Origin of the sequence: Oxalicibacterium flavum, assembly GCF_014635065.1 — a bacterium.
Classification (GTDB): Bacteria; Pseudomonadota; Gammaproteobacteria; order Burkholderiales; family Burkholderiaceae_D; genus Oxalicibacterium; species Oxalicibacterium flavum.
The window spans coordinates 249874-265850 of the sequence record NZ_BMCG01000002.1; the positions used below are offsets into that span (position 1 = coordinate 249874).

General features: G+C 62.3%; 18 protein-coding genes. 6 read left to right on the forward strand and 12 right to left on the reverse strand.

Annotated elements, in window-relative coordinates; all coding sequences use genetic code 11:
* Positions 1–110 precede the first annotated feature (110 nt).
* Positions 111–401, reverse strand: a complete 291-nt coding sequence (locus IEV38_RS04720; RefSeq protein WP_188395026.1) for a DUF378 domain-containing protein — start codon at positions 399–401, stop codon at positions 111–113.
* Positions 402–653: 252 nt separating this feature from the next.
* Here IEV38_RS04720 and hpf point away from each other — a divergent pair, with 252 nt between their 5' ends.
* Positions 654–1019 carry a ribosome hibernation-promoting factor, HPF/YfiA family gene (gene hpf / locus IEV38_RS04725; protein WP_188395027.1) on the forward strand — a complete coding sequence of 122 codons (366 nt, stop codon included), beginning with the start codon at positions 654–656 and terminating at the stop codon, positions 1017–1019.
* 43 nt (positions 1020–1062) lie between these two features.
* On the opposite strand, the gene IEV38_RS04730 is transcribed toward hpf, so the two are convergent.
* The 5 genes from IEV38_RS04730 to IEV38_RS04750 form a co-directional block, all read right to left on the reverse strand.
* Positions 1063–1977, reverse strand: coding sequence for a DMT family transporter (locus IEV38_RS04730; protein ID WP_188395028.1), 915 nt, complete (start codon positions 1975–1977; stop codon positions 1063–1065).
* Between the two features lie 105 nt (positions 1978–2082).
* A complete protein-coding gene (locus IEV38_RS04735; protein WP_188395029.1) occupies positions 2083–2472 on the reverse strand; it encodes a tautomerase family protein in 390 nt (129 codons plus the stop codon).
* Between the two features lie 47 nt (positions 2473–2519).
* Positions 2520–2936 carry a MarR family winged helix-turn-helix transcriptional regulator gene (locus IEV38_RS04740; protein WP_188395030.1) on the reverse strand — a complete coding sequence of 139 codons (417 nt, stop codon included), beginning with the start codon at positions 2934–2936 and terminating at the stop codon, positions 2520–2522.
* Between the two features lie 74 nt (positions 2937–3010).
* Positions 3011–3229 (reverse strand): hypothetical protein, encoded by a 219-nt coding sequence (locus IEV38_RS04745; RefSeq protein ID WP_188395031.1) that lies wholly within the window; start codon positions 3227–3229, stop codon positions 3011–3013.
* A 27-nt stretch (positions 3230–3256) separates the two neighbouring features.
* Positions 3257–4375 (reverse strand): methyltransferase, encoded by a 1119-nt coding sequence (locus tag IEV38_RS04750; RefSeq protein WP_188395032.1) that lies wholly within the window; start codon positions 4373–4375, stop codon positions 3257–3259.
* Between the two features lie 326 nt (positions 4376–4701).
* On the opposite strand from IEV38_RS04750, the gene IEV38_RS04755 reads away from it, so the two are divergent.
* Positions 4702–5658: a DnaJ C-terminal domain-containing protein gene (locus tag IEV38_RS04755; RefSeq protein WP_188395033.1), complete on the forward strand. Its 957-nt coding sequence runs from the start codon at positions 4702–4704 to the stop codon at positions 5656–5658.
* A gap of 92 nt (positions 5659–5750) precedes the next feature.
* Positions 5751–7121 (forward strand): nucleotide 5'-monophosphate nucleosidase PpnN, encoded by a 1371-nt coding sequence (ppnN, locus tag IEV38_RS04760; protein WP_308633542.1) that lies wholly within the window; start codon positions 5751–5753, stop codon positions 7119–7121.
* 54 nt (positions 7122–7175) lie between these two features.
* On the opposite strand, the gene IEV38_RS04765 is transcribed toward ppnN, so the two are convergent.
* Together IEV38_RS04765 and apbC are read right to left on the reverse strand one after the other, a co-directional pair.
* On the reverse strand, positions 7176–8684 hold the full coding sequence (locus IEV38_RS04765) for a DUF1631 family protein (protein WP_188395034.1): 1509 nt from the start codon (positions 8682–8684) through the stop codon (positions 7176–7178).
* Between the two features lie 157 nt (positions 8685–8841).
* Entirely contained in the window at positions 8842–9930 is a 1089-nt protein-coding gene (gene apbC / locus IEV38_RS04770; protein WP_188395035.1) for an iron-sulfur cluster carrier protein ApbC, read from the reverse strand.
* Positions 9931–10154: 224 nt separating this feature from the next.
* Here apbC and moaA point away from each other — a divergent pair, with 224 nt between their 5' ends.
* From moaA to moeA, 3 genes are read left to right on the forward strand one after another with little or no spacing between them, the layout of a single operon-like run.
* On the forward strand, positions 10155–11267 hold the full coding sequence (moaA, locus tag IEV38_RS04775) for a GTP 3',8-cyclase MoaA (protein WP_188395036.1): 1113 nt from the start codon (positions 10155–10157) through the stop codon (positions 11265–11267).
* 29 nt (positions 11268–11296) lie between these two features.
* Positions 11297–11887 (forward strand): molybdenum cofactor guanylyltransferase MobA, encoded by a 591-nt coding sequence (mobA, locus tag IEV38_RS04780; RefSeq protein ID WP_188395037.1) that lies wholly within the window; start codon positions 11297–11299, stop codon positions 11885–11887.
* Between the two features lie 19 nt (positions 11888–11906).
* Entirely contained in the window at positions 11907–13283 is a 1377-nt protein-coding gene (gene moeA, locus IEV38_RS04785) for a molybdopterin molybdotransferase MoeA (protein ID WP_188395038.1), read from the forward strand.
* Positions 13284–13512: 229 nt separating this feature from the next.
* Here the strand turns inward: moeA and IEV38_RS04790 are convergent, their stop codons facing one another.
* The 4 genes from IEV38_RS04790 to IEV38_RS04805 form a co-directional block, all read right to left on the reverse strand.
* Positions 13513–14187: an ankyrin repeat domain-containing protein gene (locus IEV38_RS04790; RefSeq protein ID WP_188395039.1), complete on the reverse strand. Its 675-nt coding sequence runs from the start codon at positions 14185–14187 to the stop codon at positions 13513–13515.
* 12 nt (positions 14188–14199) lie between these two features.
* Positions 14200–14979: a TatD family hydrolase gene (locus IEV38_RS04795; protein ID WP_188395040.1), complete on the reverse strand. Its 780-nt coding sequence runs from the start codon at positions 14977–14979 to the stop codon at positions 14200–14202.
* 51 nt (positions 14980–15030) lie between these two features.
* Positions 15031–15540, reverse strand: coding sequence for a GNAT family N-acetyltransferase (locus IEV38_RS04800; RefSeq protein ID WP_188395041.1), 510 nt, complete (start codon positions 15538–15540; stop codon positions 15031–15033).
* A 67-nt stretch (positions 15541–15607) separates the two neighbouring features.
* On the reverse strand, positions 15608–15970 hold the full coding sequence (locus tag IEV38_RS04805) for a PilZ domain-containing protein (RefSeq protein WP_188395042.1): 363 nt from the start codon (positions 15968–15970) through the stop codon (positions 15608–15610).
* Positions 15971–15977: the final 7 nt, after the last annotated feature.

Below are 15977 nucleotides of genomic sequence, written 5' to 3' on the forward strand. Positions count from 1 at the left end.
AGTAAAGTAAATGACGAAATTACCGCGCAATTCCGCAACAGAATCTCAAGGCCGGCCAATAAAAAACCGGCGCACGGTTACCCGTACGCCGGCATGGCGATCAGTTCGGCTTATGCGGGAAGCTTGCCGCTTCTGCTCGACAACCTGATGCAGGTATAAATGGCATACAAGCCCGACAGGCCAACCGCCATATAGACAACGCGCGAAGCCACTGTCGCCTCGCCCAGCAGGACTGCCACCAGATCGATATTCATCAATCCGATCAGTCCCCAGTTGATCCCGCCGACGATCAACAAGACCATTGCGATCCAATCCACTGCATTCAAACTGCGTGAAGAACCGCCGGCGCGACGGTCGGCGAGATGACGCCGTTCAACCATGGGAGTATCGATAGCTGCCATGATGTCCCTCCTTCCATTGAAAACAGATTTCAGGAACCACTCTCCTCTGCGCCCACGTCTGAAATTTCATTCGTGAAATCGCATGCCCGCATCTTTTCACAAAGCCGGAAGCGCGATACGTAGGACAAACGCTACAGTTCCGGTCAGAATGCGTGTTAGAGACGTCGCTGAAATGCCCTCTCGAACGGCAAGGAACGAATCGACTTTACCGTGCTCCTATTTACAAGAACGTTTTCTTTGGGGGAATTGCTGATGAATACCTTGATCACCGGACACCATCTCGAACTGACGCCGGCCATTCGTGCCTATGTGGAAAGCAAGCTCGAACGCATCACCCGCCATTTCGACAAGATCGTCGAAATCGAAGTCATCCTGGCGGTCGATACCCTGCCGCAGAAGGAAATGCGGCAACGCGCCGAAGTCAACCTGCGGCTGAAGGGCGACACCCTGCACGCGGAAGAGTCGGCCCAGGACCTGTACGCTGCCATCGACGGCATGATCGAAAAACTCGATCGCCAGGTGCTGAAGGTCAAGGGAAAGATCAAGGACCATCGCCACGAAAGCGGCAAGCGGCTGGAAGAACTGCCGGCCGATGAGGAAACCGCGGACGGAAGCTGACATCCGGCCAGGTGCAAGCATCCGCCTCCACGCGGGTGCTTTTTCATTTGGCCATGGCTTGCCGGCGTGAGGAAATCACGATGCCGCCGACGATCAGCAGGAAGGCGACGGCGTGATACAGATGCGGCGCCTCGCCCAGAAAGGCGGCCGACATCAGCGCCGCAAACAACGGCGTCAGGTTGGCGAAGAAGCCGGCGATGGTCGGCCCCACCCGCTGCACGCCAAGTCCCCAGCAGCGCAAGGCAATGATGGCCGGACCGATCGCGACGAAGGCCAGGGCCGCCGCCAGCGGCCAGCCCCAGTGCACCTCCTGCACATCGAGCGCGTGCTCGACACCGGCGAACAGTCCCGACCACACGGCGCCGAAGGCGACCTGTGCCAGCAGGAAGGCACTCCAGTCGGCCCGCAGCGCAGGCGGGTCCTTCGGCAAGGTCAGCAGCCAACTGTAAAAGGACCAGACGATGGCGGCGGCAATCATCATCAGATCGCCAGGAACCAGTCGCAGCGACAACAGGAAATGCCAGTCGCCGCGACTCAGCACCAGCAGCACGCCGCCGATCGAGAGCACCGCGCCCACCGTCTGCCGCCGCGAGATCGCGGTGCCGAAGAACAAGGCACCGATCAGCATCATCCAGACCGGCATGCTGGCGGCCACCAGCGTCACATTGATCGGTGACGAGGTCTTCAGCGCAAGATACTGCAGCGTGTTGTAGAGCCCCACTCCCAGCAATCCGAGCAGCGCAAAACGCCGCCACGCCGGCCACAGAGGACTGTCGCGACGGAATACGCGATGCGCGAACGGCAGCAGGATCAGCATCGCGAGCGACCAGCGCAGGCAGTTGAGCAGCACTGGCGGCACCAGTTCGTGCACTGCGCGACCGACGATTGCGTTGCCGGCCCACATCACCGGCGCCAGCGTCAGCAGCAGGATGGTCGAGGGCGATAGCTTCTGGTTCATGCATTCATTCCAGTACGGCTGCACGATGCACGTTGAATGCATCGTGCAAAAGGCAAGAGGATACCGGATCGCGGTGCCGCCGGCAGGGTCTTCGCGTCGCGATCATCAATGGTGATAGCGGTACTCCTGGGTCAGTCCACCATAACCGTAGGATGCAGCACGCACATCCTCCACATGGATGTAGCTTTCCTCGTGCAGATTGCCGAGTATGCGTTCAAGGCCGGCGAAGGCTTCGCGGATATAGCGCGCCTTCTCTTCCTTGGTGTTGGTTTCGTCGGTGATCTTGATGTCGAAGTAGAAGCTGTTCTTGCCCTGCTCGCTGAGCAACCGGCCGCCGACCCACCAGCTGTCGCGCGACACATAATCGATCGCGATGGCCGTCACCTCGGGTTTCTTGCCGAGAATCCGGCTGGTCAGGTCCAGCAGCAGTTCCGCCACCTTTCTGCTCGTTTCCGGATTTTTCTCTGCACCAATCTTCACATTCAGAATGGGCATGACATGCTCCTTTTTAGTTTGATATGCAACTATTCAGGCAAAAAAATTTACTCGAGTATCGTGCGCGCCTTTTTTACGCCCGCTACCGTTTCCTCGAACTGCTCGGTACTCATCGCCTTCTTCAGGCGTCGCGTCACTTCGCCGCTGGCGGCGTCGAGCGCAGAATGCAAGGCCCTGCCCTGCGAAGTCGGTTCGATTGCCGACTCACGGCCGTCGTGCTCGGTGCCCTTACGCTCCAGGAGCCCGAGCCGTTGCAGACCGTCCAGCGTGCGCGTGGCCGTCGAGCGGGAAATCGACAGAGCCTGTGCCAGCTCGCTCTGCAGCAGGCCGGGCCGGGTCAGCACCACACGCAACATGAAAGCCTGCGGCGGCGTCAACCCGAACGGCTTGAACGCCCTGGCCCATTCCTTTTCCAGCGCGCGCGCCAGGGCGGTCGTATTGAAATAGAGGCAGCGATCGAACATGCATGCATCCTAGGACAAATTGATTCGCTATGCAACCATATATTACTGCCGGCAGTTTGCCGGCAGCGATTTCATCAATGGTGGTGATGCGTCCAGTTGGCATCTCCCGAGGCCAGCCAGGACTCGACCGCGTCCTTCTGCCCCGTGGCATGGCGGCGTATCTCGCCGCAATCGCAGATACCCATGTAGGGCTGGATGTGGGAACAGGCAGAGACTTTCTGCAGGAAAACCTTGACCGGCTTGGCGCACTGCGTGCACTTGAAGGTCAGGATGCGCGAAGGTTTGTTGCTCATGATGGGGCTTGAATATGAAAGATGTCATTACGCTGCGGCGAGTCGCCACAACGAAGTGATTTCCCGCGCACGCGCCTCATGCAGCGGATCAGTGGCATCGCCGGCACGCGCATGAACCGGGCGCGTGTCCATGCGCGCCACCACCTTGAGTCCGGCGTCGGCGATCATCTGCAGCAGTTCTTCGCGGCTGCGCAGTTCCAGATGCTCGGCCAGGTCGGACAGGATCAGCCAACCCTCTCCCTGCGGCGTCAGGTGATCCTTCAGGCCGGTCAGGAAGCCGCGCAGCATCGCGCTGTCCGGATCATAGATCGCGCGCTCGATGGCCGCGTTGGGGCGTGCCGGAATCCAGGGCGGATTGCAGACCACGAGCGGCGCGCGGCCGGGAGGAAACAGATCGGCCTCGACAATCTGCACGCGGTCGAGCAGATCCAGCCGCCCCAGATTGTCGCGTGCGCAGGACAAGGCGCGTGCATCGCAGTCGGTTGCCACCACCTCGCTCACGCCGCGCCGCGCCAGCAATGCCGCAATCACGCCGGTGCCGGTGCCGATATCGAATGCCAGGGTGCGTGCCGGCAATGGCGCCTCGGCGATCAGCGCCAGATACTCGCCACGTATCGGCGAAAAGACGCCGTACCAGGGATGAATGCGTGCCTCCAGCTCGGCAATCTCGACGCCCTTGCGGCGCCACTCGTGCGCGCCGATCAGCCCCAGGATTTCACGCAGCGGCACCACGAATGCGCCGGACGACGCGCCGTAGGCTTCGTTGCAGGCGAGCCGTATGTCGGGTGCGCGCCGCAAACCGATGCCGTAATCGGCATCGACCTCCACCAGCAGCATGCCCAGCGTGCGTGCGCGTTGCGACTGCGCCTGCCGATGCAGATTGAACGACTCGCGCGGAATGGCCGAGGTCTTGCGCGGCTTGCGTTCGATGCGGCGCGTGAGAGCCTGCAGCAATTGCCGTGCATTCTGGAAATCGCCGCGCCATAGCAGGCCGGTGCCTTCGCTGGCGAGACGGAATGCGCTATCGGCGTTCAGGGTGTCGTCTGCAATGACGACGCGTTTGGGCGGGCGCAGGCCGCTTTCGGATTGCCAGCGAAGGCTGCGAGTAACGTCGCCTTCCTGCCATTCGAGCATGGGATGGGTCATGGATAATGCTGGCCAGGTGAAGATCCGCTGCAGGCAGCGGATGCAAAAGCCTGCATTGTGCGCGAATGCCGTGGCAATGGGAACAGTCGGCTGCCACTTCAGCGCGCATGGCGACGGGCATCCGTTCCCTCACGACATGTTCGAATGCAAATATTGCAACATTGCTTTATCATGGGCACGCCTGCCTAATCGGATAACAGATTCGCAATTCCCCCTTTATTCCATCGATCATGTCGGCGAAATGCATGTCAGAATGGTTTTGCGACATGCTCCGTGCGGAGATCGGGCGTGGCGATCGGCATGTTGCCGCTACCAGAATCTGACAGATGAAATACAAGGATCATTACGCCACTCTCGGTATTCCACGCAATGCAACGCAGGATGCCGTCAAGAAAGCCTACCGCAAGCTTGCGCGCCGCTACCATCCCGACGTCAGTCGCGAACCGCTGGCCGAACTGCGCTTCAAGGAGGTGGGCGAAGCCTATGCAGTGCTGCGCGATCCGGACCGGCGCGCGGCCTATGATCTGATTCCGCCACCACGCAGCGCGCGGGATGAAGCGCCCTCGCCGCGCGCCAGCCGCAGCTACGGCGACGACACCCGCACCGACGACAGCAAATCCGGTTTCTTTCGCCGCCAGGACGAGAGTTTCGGCAACATTCTCGATGAAATGATGGGCCGGCCCGGCATGCACCCGCCGAGAACGCACGGACTGAACGTGCATGGCAGCGACCAGCACGCCAAGGTGCAGATCGATCTGGAAGATGCTTTCCACGGCACCGCGCGCAGCATTTCCATTCCCACCTATGCCACCGATGACCGCGGCATGCCGCTGGTTACCAGACGCACGCTCAAGGTCAACATTCCGCGCGGCATCCGCGCCGGACAGACCCTGCGCCTGGCTGGCCAGGGCCATGCCGGCATGGGCCAGGGCAAGGCTGGCGATCTCTATCTGGAAGTGGTGATCCGCCCCCATCATCGTTACCGTGTGGATGGGCGCGACGTCTATGTCGATGTGCCGCTGTCGCCGGAAGCCGCCAATGCCGGCACCACGGTCGAGGTCGCCACGCCTGAAGGCATTCTCCAGTTGTTCGTGCCGCCGGGCTCCGCTTCCGGCCGCAAGCTGCGCATGCGCGGCAAGGGCATTCCCGGCGATCCCGCCGGCGATCTGTATGCCGTCATCACGAGCGCGCCGGTGCGCCTGCACACCGCCATGGCGCAAAAAGCCTATCGCGCACTGAAGGCCGCCTTCGATTTTTCGCCGCGCGCCGATTCCGATCGCTGAACACGGCCACGCCGCACTCCGCCAGACGGCAACCGCTATACTTGCAGGCTGCAATCGTGCACAGCCCACCACAACCAGAAAAACATCCACACATGACATACGAAGTCATCGACACCCAGCTCTCCCCCGAAGGCCGTCTCGACATTCTTTCCAAAGCCGAAGTGCAACGCCTGCTCGATACGCGCAACGGCGGTCTTTACCAGCTGTTCCGCAACTGTGCGCTGGCCGTGCTCAACACCGGCAATGACACCGACGACGCCAAGGAACTGCTCGATCACTACAAGTCGTTCCAGATCAACATCATCCAGCGCGAGCGTGGTATCAAGCTCGAGCTCAAGGGTGCACCGGCGACCGCCTTCGTTGACGGCGTGATGATCAAGGGCATCCACGAACACCTGTTCTCCGTATTGCGCGACATCCTGTTCGCGCATGACGAAATCCTCGCCAATCCGACTTTCGATCTGCAGTCCTCGGTCGGCATCACGGATTCGGTGTTCCACATCCTGCGCAATGCCAACGTGCTGCATCCGCACCTGAATCCAAAGATGGTGGTGTGCTGGGGCGGCCACTCGATCTCGCGCGACGAGTACGAATACACCAAGCGCGTCGGCTACCAGATCGGCCTGCGCGACATGGACATCTGCACCGGCTGCGGTCCCGGCGCGATGAAAGGCCCGATGAAAGGCGCCACCATCGGCCACGCCAAGCAGCGCATTCCGACCGGCCGCTATCTGGGCATCTCGGAGCCAGGCATCATCGCCGCCGAGGCACCGAACCCGATCGTCAACGACCTGGTCATCATGCCGGACATCGAAAAGCGCCTCGAAGCCTTCGTGCGCACCGGCCATGGCATCGTGGTGTTTCCGGGCGGCGCCGGCACCGCCGAAGAGATTCTGTACATCCTCGGCATCCTGCTGCACCCGGACAATGCCGGCGTTCCGTTCCCGCTGATCTTCACCGGTCCTGCCGGCTCGGCCGACTACTTCAAGCAGATCGACCAGTTCATCGGCGTCACGCTAGGGCCGGAGGCACAAAAGCTCTACAAGATCATCATCGACGATCCGGAACGCGTCGCGCTCGACATGCAGGAAGGCATCGCCCAGGTGCGCGCCTTCCGCAAGAGCACGGGCGACGCCTACTACTTCAGCTGGACGCTGAAGATCGATCATGCCTTCCAGCAGCCGTTCGAACCTTCGCACGAAAACATGCGCAACCTGTCGCTGCACAAGAACCAGGAACGCCATCTGCTGGCGGCCAACCTGCGGCGTGCGTTCTCCGGCGTGGTGGCCGGCAACGTGAAAGAAAGCGGGATTCTGGCGATCGAAAAATACGGCCACTTCGAGATCAGCGGCGACAGCAGCATCATGGAACCGATGGATGAACTGCTGGCGTCCTTCGTGCGCCAGAGCCGCATGAAGCTGCCGGGCAAGACCTACACGCCCTGCTACCGCATCATCAAGTAAGCGGTATCGTGCATCGGATGCCGCCGGCCAAGGCGGCACACCGATGAGACATGCTCAGCGCGGGACGTTCGCCGCCGGGCTTACCGAACCTTCGCGCAGGCCCTTGATCAGGGCAATCGTGGAGTAAAGCAGCAGCGACGGCTGCCCTTGCGGCGCGAGCAGGCGGAACAGATAAAAGGTGCGCTGCTCGTCCGTCGCCAGCAGCATCGCGGGACAGGCACGGCCGGCACGCCAGCATGTCACTGTGATACCCGGATGCAGAACCTCCAGCCATGCCGCATCGGCGTTGTGCAAAAAGGCCGGCTCGTCATCGAACACGAGCGCCGCGTCGGCGCCCTGCTCCTTCAGCAATACGCGCAGACGGCTTTCCGACACGGTCGGCACCCTGATGGCCGGTGCCTCCAGACTTGCCGGTGACAGGCTCAGCGGTGCAAACCGGCGATGCAGTTCGGCCATGGACAGCACCGGCATGGCATTGTCCATTGGAAGCGGACGCAAGGCCCGCGCATGCAGTTCGACCAGCATGTCCATGAGCGCCTTCGTTTCCGGCTCCGGCAGATCGATCAGGCGCAATCCTTCGCGAATGCGCGTGGCCAGTGTCGGCACCAGCCGCATCAATCGGCTGCGCTCCGTCGCCTCCAATGCCTGCACACTCCACAGAAGATCCGGCACCACCGCCAGGAACGGCTGGCTGTCGAGCTCGCGATGCAGCGCAACATACGCCAGCACCCTGCTCCAGATGCGCACGATGAAATCGCGAACGCGCGTGTCCGTAGTCATGCCGGAAAGCCGCTCGCGCAGCGCATTGGCGATATGCGGCAGCACACCATCGGCGTCCTGCTGCACACTTTCGGTGGCAGCGATGACGGCCATGATGCGTTGCGCCTCCTGCTCGTCCTCGGCGAGGACGGCTGTCGCCACGCCGCCATCCACCGTCATCAGACGCGACGGTTCCCCTTGCGCATCGAACACCGCGAGCACCGCCCCAAAGTAATCGGGCAAACGGGTCGCCAGCGCACCGGACAGATGATCGAACAACATGGTGCAGACGTCGGTAGTACGTGTGGTCTCGCACAACACGTCATGCAGCGCGCGCGCCATCAGATAGGGACGGAACGGATTTTCCCGTTCGCGAATATCGGTTTCGCCATGCAGTTGCGCAATCATTGCGTTCAGCCGCTCCAGGCTGTGCTGGTCGGCCTCGCGCAAGCGCAACACGCGTCGCTCGATTTCCATCTGCCGCGTCGCCAGCGCATCGTCCATCAGGGTCGGTGCCTCCATGCTCGCCATGCGCAACGCGCGCAGATCGCGATACATGGTCTGCATGCCGCGATCCAGCCAGGCGCTGTACTTCTGCGTCAGGCGGGCCGGAAACGTGTCGGCCTGTGTCGCCAGATATTCGCGCACGGCAGCAATCGTCTTCGGTTCCGCAATCGCAGGCGCGACGGACACCTGTCGTTCCACGCTGTCGCGCGCGTCCTGCAGGATGCGCACGGCCAGCAGCGAAAAACGAAATCGCGCGCGCTCACTTGCCAGCAGAACGACGGGATGGAAAACGGGCATGGAGAGGTTTCGGGAAGAGTCGGATGAAAACGATCAACATCCGATAGTAGCGCTTCGTCGAGGCAGCGACGACCTGCAGTGCGCAACAAGGAGGCAGACACACGATACGGCGCCTGCCGCCGGCCCGAAGCAATCTTCGGGCCGGCATCCGAGCCGATCAGTCGTTCTTGACGACGATGCTCGGGAACTTGGACGTCATGTCCTTGGCTTTCTCGGCCACCTTGATCGCGATCTTGCGTGCGATCTGCTTATAGACGTCGGCGATCGGGCCGTCCGGCTCGGCCACCACGGTCGGACGGCCGGAATCGGCCTGCTCGCGAATGGACATCGTCAGCGGCAAGGCGCCGAGGAAATCGACGCCGAAATCGGCGCACATCTTCTCACCGCCGCCCTGGCCGAAGATCGCTTCGACATGACCACAGTTGGAGCAGACGTGCGTGCTCATGTTCTCGACGATGCCGAGGATCGGAATGCCGACCTTCTCGAACATCTTCAGACCCTTGCGCGCATCGAGCAGCGCGATGTCCTGCGGCGTGGTGACGATCACGGCGCCGGTCACCGGCACCTTTTGCGACATCGTCAACTGCACGTCGCCGGTACCCGGCGGCATATCGACGATCAGGTAATCGAGGTCGCGCCAGTTGGTCTGATCCAGCAGCTGCGTCAGCGCCTGAGTGACGATTGGACCGCGCCACACCATCGGCTCGTCGGGATCGATCATGAAACCGATGCTCGATACCTGCAGGCCGTGGTTTTCCATCGGTTCCATGGTCTTGCCGTCCAGCGTTTCCGGGCGGCCGGAAATGCCCATCATCATCGGTTGCGACGGGCCGTAGATGTCGGCGTCGAGGATACCCACGTTGGCGCCCTCGGCCGCCAGCGCCAGCGCCAGGTTGACCGAGGTGGTCGATTTGCCGACGCCGCCCTTGCCGGAAGCCACCGCAATGATGTTGCGCACGTTGCTCATCAGCTTGACGCCGCGCTGCACGCTGTGCGCGACGATCTTCATGGTCACGTTGGCCTTGACCTCGCCGACGCCGTCGAGCGCGCGCACGGCGCCTTCGGCCGCATTGCGGATCGGTTCGATCTGGCTTTTTGCCGGATAGCCGAGTTCGACGTCGAAGGCGACATTGCTGCCATCAACCTGAATATTGCGTGCCGAGCGGCTGCTGACCAGATCCTTGCCCGTATTGGGGTCGATCACCCCGGCCAGCGCTGCCTTGACGACATCGATCGTAATGCTCATTGCGACTCCTGAAATGTTTGTGCAAGTCTAAACCAATTGCCCGCGGCCCGCAGTGTACCCTCGCGGCAAAACGCCTGCCGAAAACACCATTTCCCTGCTTGACGAAACGCCGATCCGCCCCCATCTGCAAGAAGAAGCATGCCGATCCGGCATGTTGCAAAAAGCGCCGTCGATTCGACGCCATCGAGCGTAGCCCTTACAATACGGGTCTCACCGAATCCGCCATGACAGAAAAGATCATTCCGCTTGCCGATCACCGGTATCAGAACACGATACCCGTCATTCCCGCGCGCCTCGACACACCGACGGGCCTGCTGGCGGACAGACGCGCCCGTCCGCTGCAGGACCTGCGCATCTCGATCACCGACCGCTGCAATTTCCGTTGCGTTTATTGCATGCCCAAGGAAGTGTTCGACAAGGATTACAGCTATCTGCCGCACAGCTCGCTGCTGACCTTCGAGGAAATCACGCGCATCGCGTCCCTGTTCGTCGCGCACGGCGTGGAGAAGATCCGCCTGACCGGCGGCGAACCGCTGCTGCGCAAGAACGTCGAGCGCCTGATCGAAATGCTGGCCGCGCTGCGCACGCCCGACGGCCGCGAACTCGATCTCACGCTGACCACCAACGGCTCGCTGCTGGCACGCAAGGCGCAGTCGCTCAAGGATGCGGGTCTGAAGCGCGTGACGGTCTCGCTCGACGCGCTCGACGACGCCGTGTTCAAGAAGATGAACGACGTCGATTTCGCGGTTTCCGACGTGCTGCACGGCCTGCAGGTCGCGCACGATGTCGGCCTCGGCCCGATCAAGGTCAACATGGTCGTCAAGGGCGGCATGAACGACCAGGAAATCCTGCCGATGGCGCGTTACTTCAAGGACACGCCCTTCATCCTGCGCTTCATCGAATACATGGACGTCGGCGCCTCCAATGGCTGGAAGATGGACGAAGTCATTCCGTCGGCGGAAGTCGTGCGCCGCATCGGCCAGCAGATGCCGCTGGTGCCGGTCGCCGCCAATTACGCCGGAGAAACCGCCAACCGCTGGCGCTATGCCGACGGCGGCGGCGAGATCGGCGTCATCTCGAGCGTCACGCAAGCCTTCTGCAGCGACTGCACGCGCGCGCGCCTGTCCACTGAAGGCAAACTCTACACCTGCCTGTTCGCCACCGGCGGCCACGATCTGCGCGCCCTGCTGCGCACCGGCCGCAGCGACGCGGAAATCTCCACCGTCATCGGCGGCATCTGGCGCAACCGCGACGACCGCTACTCGGAACTGCGGACCGCCAACACCGATACGCTGCGCCCCGAACGCAAGGTCGAGATGTCCTATATCGGCGGCTGACGCCGTCCAGACCGTCCCGGAACACGCGCATGGACCACAGCCAGATCACCGGACTCATACTCGCAGGCGGCCGCGGCACCCGCATGGGCACAGTCGATAAAGGCCTGCAACTGCTGCGCGGCGAACCGCTGGTGCAACACGTGCTCAATCGCCTGGCACCGCAGGTCGGTCCCCTGCTCATCAACGCCAACCAGAACCTCGACGAATACCGACAGTTCGGCGTACCCGTCATCAGCGACGCCCTGCAGGGCCACGAAGGCCCGCTGGCCGGACTGCAGGCCGGGCTGCAGGTATGCCAAACGGAATTCATGGCGACCGCCCCCTGCGATTCGCCCTTCCTGCCCGAAGACCTCGTCGCACGGCTTGCCACCGCACTGCTCGAACGCGGAGCCGACATTGCCGTGGCCGTCACCGGCGAAGGTGCCCAGCGCCAGCAGCATCCGGTGTTCTGCCTGCTGCGCGCCTCGCTGGCGGCGCACCTGGACCACTACCTGCGCGAAGGCAACCGCAAATTTGCGCTATGGTATGCCTCGCTGCTCGTGGTGGAAGTCCACTTCGAGGACGAACACGCCTTTCTCAACATCAACACGCTGGACGAACTGCACCAGCAGGAAACATGACGATCGAACGGAACCGCCCATGAATCTGCGCGCCGCCTATCTGCTCAACGAGAGCAATCTCGACGCCCTGGACGACGATCTGCCGGTCGCCGCGCACAGCAACGCCACGGCCACGCCCGCCAACCTCGAACAAGTCGTCAGTTGCCTGTCGGACCACGATCCGAACGCCATGCGCGTGGAGGATGCGCAGGAAGTGATCCGCCAGTTCGTCCGGCCGATCGACGCCATCGAAAAGGTCGCCATCCGCAGTGCGCTCGACCGCGTGCTGGCGGCCGACATCATCTCGCCGATCAACGTCCCGGCCTACGACAACTCGGCAATGGACGGCTACGCACTGCGCGGTAGCGACGTGGGCACCGAGGATCGGGTCTTCAGGGTGGTCGGCACCGCCTACGCGGGCCATGCCTACGACGGCGGCGTGAACACCGGCGAATGCGTGCGCATCATGACCGGCGCCGTCATGCCGCAAGGCTGCGATACCGTGGTGCCGCAGGAATTCGTGCGCGATGCGAACGATACACAGATCACGCTGCCGGCGGCTGCCGTCAAGGCCGGCGACAACCGCCGCCTAGCCGGCGAAGACCTCGCCACCGGTTCGATCGCCCTGGCGAAGGGCCGTATCCTGCGTCCGGCCGACCTCGGCCTGCTGGCCTCGCTCGGCGTGGCCGAAGTGCCGGTACAGCGCCGCCTGCGCGTGGCCTTCTTCTCGACCGGCGACGAACTGCGTTCGGTCGGCGAGCCGCTCGACGAGGGCTGCGTCTATGACAGCAACCGCTACACGCTGTACGGCATGCTGACGCGCCTCGGCTGCGACATCATCGACATGGGCGTCATCAAGGACGAGCCGGAAACCATGAAGGCCGCCTTCCGCACCGCCTGCGAAAACGCCGATGCCATCATTACCTCCGGCGGCGTCTCGGTCGGCGCTGCCGATTACACCAAGCAGATGATGGCCGAACTCGGCGACGTGCAATTCTGGAAGCTCGGCATGCGCCCCGGCCGCCCGATGGCCTTCGGCCGCATCGCGTCCAACGGCAAATCCGCCTACCTGTTCGGCCTGCCGGGCAACCCGGTGGCCGTCATGGTCACCTTCTATTTCTTCGCACGGCAGGCGCTGCTGCACATGATGGGCGCATCTGCAGTCGAACCGCTGCCGCCGATGAGGGTGCGTTCCGGCGCCGCCATCCGCAAGCGTCCGGGCCGCACCGAATTCCAGCGCGGCATCCTGTCGGTCGGCGCGGACGGCCAGCAGGAAGTACGCATTACCGGCGCGCAAGGCTCGGGCATTCTGCGCTCGATGGCCGAAGCCAACTGCATCGTCGTGCTCGGCCACGACAGCGCCGAGGTCAAGGCCGGCGACATGGTGGATGTGATCCTGTTCAACGGCTTGATCTGACGCGAATCGCCGCCATCTATTGATCGGGGTGAAAGGAGGACGACATGAGCAAGAAGAAATGCTGCAAAAGCAAGAAACCTTGCAAGGATTGTCCGCGCAACAAGGAAAAGAAGAAGAAGTAGCGGGGTTGCTACAACTGAAGCAATGAAAAATGCCCAGTTTCGGACTGGGCATTTTTATGTTTGTACAAGAAGACCGGTAGCGTTCCGCCGTGGCCTCAGTGCGATCTTTACAGTTTCCCTGCCCGCTTCAACCTGTACGTCAGTCCTTCCACGATATCCGTATGACCGCCCTCCTTCGCGAAGTCGATGGCGGTCATGCCAAGTTCGTTCTTGAGCGTGGCATCGGCACCCGCATCCAGCAGCAGCTTGACCATCATGATATGCCCGCCGCGTGCGGCCATCATGACCGGCGTGGTACCGTTGGGCGAACGCGCATCGAGTTTTGCCTGACGGTCCAGCAGCAGCTTTGCGATGCCGGTATCGCCGCCGGCCGCCGCATAATGCAGCGGTGTCCAGCTATCGCGATTCACGGCAGCACCCTTGGCAAGCAGCAGATCGACGGCTTCGCGATTGGCGCTGAATGCAGCGATCATCAGCGCGTTGTCGCCGTTGCCGGTGCGCGCTTCGAGATTGAGGCGCGGCGATTTCAACAAGGCCTTCACGACCGCCATCGATTTCTCGCGCAGGGCGAGGATCAGGCCGGTATCGCCGCGCTCTTCCTCGATGGTGTTGGGATCGAAACCGCGCCGCAGCAGGTTTTCCACTGCAGATGCATCATCGAGCTTGACCGCCTTGAAATAGTCGTCATACGAACTGGCCTGCGCCGGCAGCAATGCCAGCATGCTCACCAGGGTGCAGGCACCGACGATCGCGCGACGCACGGAAAAGAAACGGGAAGTCATGGCGCTCTCCAATCAGCGGGGAATCTTGAACAGCTTGAAGAAGTTGTCGCTGGTCTGGCGCGCGACCTCTTCCAGCGGCACGTCCTTCAGGGTGGCGATGTATTCGGCAACATGGCGCACCAGTCCCGGCTCGTTCATCTTGCCGCGGAACGGCACCGGCGCCAGGTAAGGCGAATCGGTTTCGATCAGCATCTGCTCGAGCGGCACTTCGCGTGCCACCGCCTGCAAATCCTTGGCGCTCTTGAAAGTCACGATGCCCGAAAACGAAATGTAGAAGCCCATCTCCATCGCCGCGCGCGCGACTTCCAGCGATTCGGTGAAGCAGTGCATGACGCCGGCCGCGCCGCCCGCATCGGTGCCGGCGCCTTCCTCGCGCATGATGCGGATCGTGTCTTCGGATGCGGCGCGCGTATGAATGATCAATGGCTTGCCGGTTGCGCGCGAAGCACGGATATGCGTGCGAAAGCGTTCGCGCTGCCATTCGAGATCGCCTTCGAGCCGGTAATAGTCGAGTCCGGTCTCGCCGATGGCGACGATGCGCGGGTTGTCTGCCAGGCGGATCAGGTCATCGACGCTCGGCTCCGGCGTGTCTTCGTAGTCGGGATGCACGCCGACCGAGGCAAAGATGTTCGGATTGGTTTCCGCGATGCGCAGGATGTCCGGAAAGGTCGGCAGGTCGCATGACACGCAGAGCGCGTGCGTAACCTTGTTTTCCTCCATTTTCCCGAGAATCTCGGGCATGCGTACGGCAAGTTCGGGGAAATTGATGTGGCAATGGGAATCGATGTACATCCCGCCATTGTACGCGCCGCCACGCCGGTCTGCGCGCTGGCGAGGCGCGATTCAGGCGACGCGCCGGCCGACGATCACAAGGTCGCGTTCGATGCCGTCCAGCACCGCGATGCGCGGCATGTCGGCCCAGCGCACGAAGCCGAAGCGCTCGAACAGGCCCAGGCTGCGCGCGTTGTGGCCGAAGATCAGGCCGACCAGCGTGTGCACGTCCAGCGCCGGTGCTACCTCCATTGCTTGTTGCAGCAGGTAGCTGCCCAGGCCATGGCGGCGCATCGATTCATGGACGTAGATCGAAACCTCGGCGGTATGGCGATACGCCGCGCGCGGATGAAAGTTGGAAAACGACAGCCAGCCGACGATGCGCCCGTCCTGCTCCGCTACCCAGATCGGCCGCGTCGCGGGCGCATGCTCATGGAACCAGGTCAGCCGTGCATCGACAGTCACAGGCTCCAGATCGGCCGTGACCTCGCGCGAAGCGATCGTGCTGTTGTAGATATCGACGATGGCAGGCAGGTCGGCCAGCGTGGCGAGACGATGGGAAAAAGATGGCGAACGAGGCATGGAGCGAGGTGATGAACCTGATTGCGGAAAGTCCGGCTGTGGAATCAGGCTGGAAATCGGATGTGATTCAGAGCGTGTGCGTGGCGCGCGACGAGCCGAGCGCCGCACCCAGCAGTTCCTCGATGCGTTGCTTGACGCGCTGCCCGCTGTCGTCGGCCGAGAACTGCACGCCGATGCCTTGCGCCTTGTTGTTGGCACCGGCCGGCGTGATCCAGGCGATCTTGCCGGCGATCGGGTATTTGGTCGGGTCGTCGAGCAGCGTCAGGATCAGATAAATTTCGTCGCCGATCTTGTATTGCTTGGTCGAGGGCACGAAGATGCCGCCATTGGCGAGGAAAGGCATGTAGGCGGCGTAGAGCGCGGATTTTTCCTTGATCGGCAACGACAGGACCGATGGTCGGCCGGCGGGTGCATTCGGTGTGCTTGTCATCAACAAC

Excerpts from the sequence above, each read along its gene's own strand:
- IEV38_RS04720 (WP_188395026.1), bottom strand. The coding sequence starts at position 401 with ATGGCAGCTATCGATACTCCCATGGTTGAACGGCGTCATCTCGCCGAC.
- hpf (WP_188395027.1), top strand. The coding sequence starts at position 654 with ATGAATACCTTGATCACCGGACACCATCTCGAACTGACGCCGGCCATT.
- IEV38_RS04730 (WP_188395028.1), bottom strand. The coding sequence starts at position 1,977 with ATGAACCAGAAGCTATCGCCCTCGACCATCCTGCTGCTGACGCTGGCG.
- IEV38_RS04735 (WP_188395029.1), bottom strand. The coding sequence starts at position 2,472 with ATGCCCATTCTGAATGTGAAGATTGGTGCAGAGAAAAATCCGGAAACG.
- IEV38_RS04740 (WP_188395030.1), bottom strand. The coding sequence starts at position 2,936 with ATGTTCGATCGCTGCCTCTATTTCAATACGACCGCCCTGGCGCGCGCG.
- IEV38_RS04745 (WP_188395031.1), bottom strand. The coding sequence starts at position 3,229 with ATGAGCAACAAACCTTCGCGCATCCTGACCTTCAAGTGCACGCAGTGC.
- IEV38_RS04750 (WP_188395032.1), bottom strand. The coding sequence starts at position 4,375 with ATGACCCATCCCATGCTCGAATGGCAGGAAGGCGACGTTACTCGCAGC.
- IEV38_RS04755 (WP_188395033.1), top strand. The coding sequence starts at position 4,702 with ATGAAATACAAGGATCATTACGCCACTCTCGGTATTCCACGCAATGCA.
- ppnN (WP_308633542.1), top strand. The coding sequence starts at position 5,751 with ATGACATACGAAGTCATCGACACCCAGCTCTCCCCCGAAGGCCGTCTC.
- IEV38_RS04765 (WP_188395034.1), bottom strand. The coding sequence starts at position 8,684 with ATGCCCGTTTTCCATCCCGTCGTTCTGCTGGCAAGTGAGCGCGCGCGA.
- apbC (WP_188395035.1), bottom strand. The coding sequence starts at position 9,930 with ATGAGCATTACGATCGATGTCGTCAAGGCAGCGCTGGCCGGGGTGATC.
- moaA (WP_188395036.1), top strand. The coding sequence starts at position 10,155 with ATGACAGAAAAGATCATTCCGCTTGCCGATCACCGGTATCAGAACACG.
- mobA (WP_188395037.1), top strand. The coding sequence starts at position 11,297 with ATGGACCACAGCCAGATCACCGGACTCATACTCGCAGGCGGCCGCGGC.
- moeA (WP_188395038.1), top strand. The coding sequence starts at position 11,907 with ATGAATCTGCGCGCCGCCTATCTGCTCAACGAGAGCAATCTCGACGCC.
- IEV38_RS04790 (WP_188395039.1), bottom strand. The coding sequence starts at position 14,187 with ATGACTTCCCGTTTCTTTTCCGTGCGTCGCGCGATCGTCGGTGCCTGC.
- IEV38_RS04795 (WP_188395040.1), bottom strand. The coding sequence starts at position 14,979 with ATGTACATCGATTCCCATTGCCACATCAATTTCCCCGAACTTGCCGTA.
- IEV38_RS04800 (WP_188395041.1), bottom strand. The coding sequence starts at position 15,540 with ATGCCTCGTTCGCCATCTTTTTCCCATCGTCTCGCCACGCTGGCCGAC.
- IEV38_RS04805 (WP_188395042.1), bottom strand. The coding sequence starts at position 15,970 with ATGACAAGCACACCGAATGCACCCGCCGGCCGACCATCGGTCCTGTCG.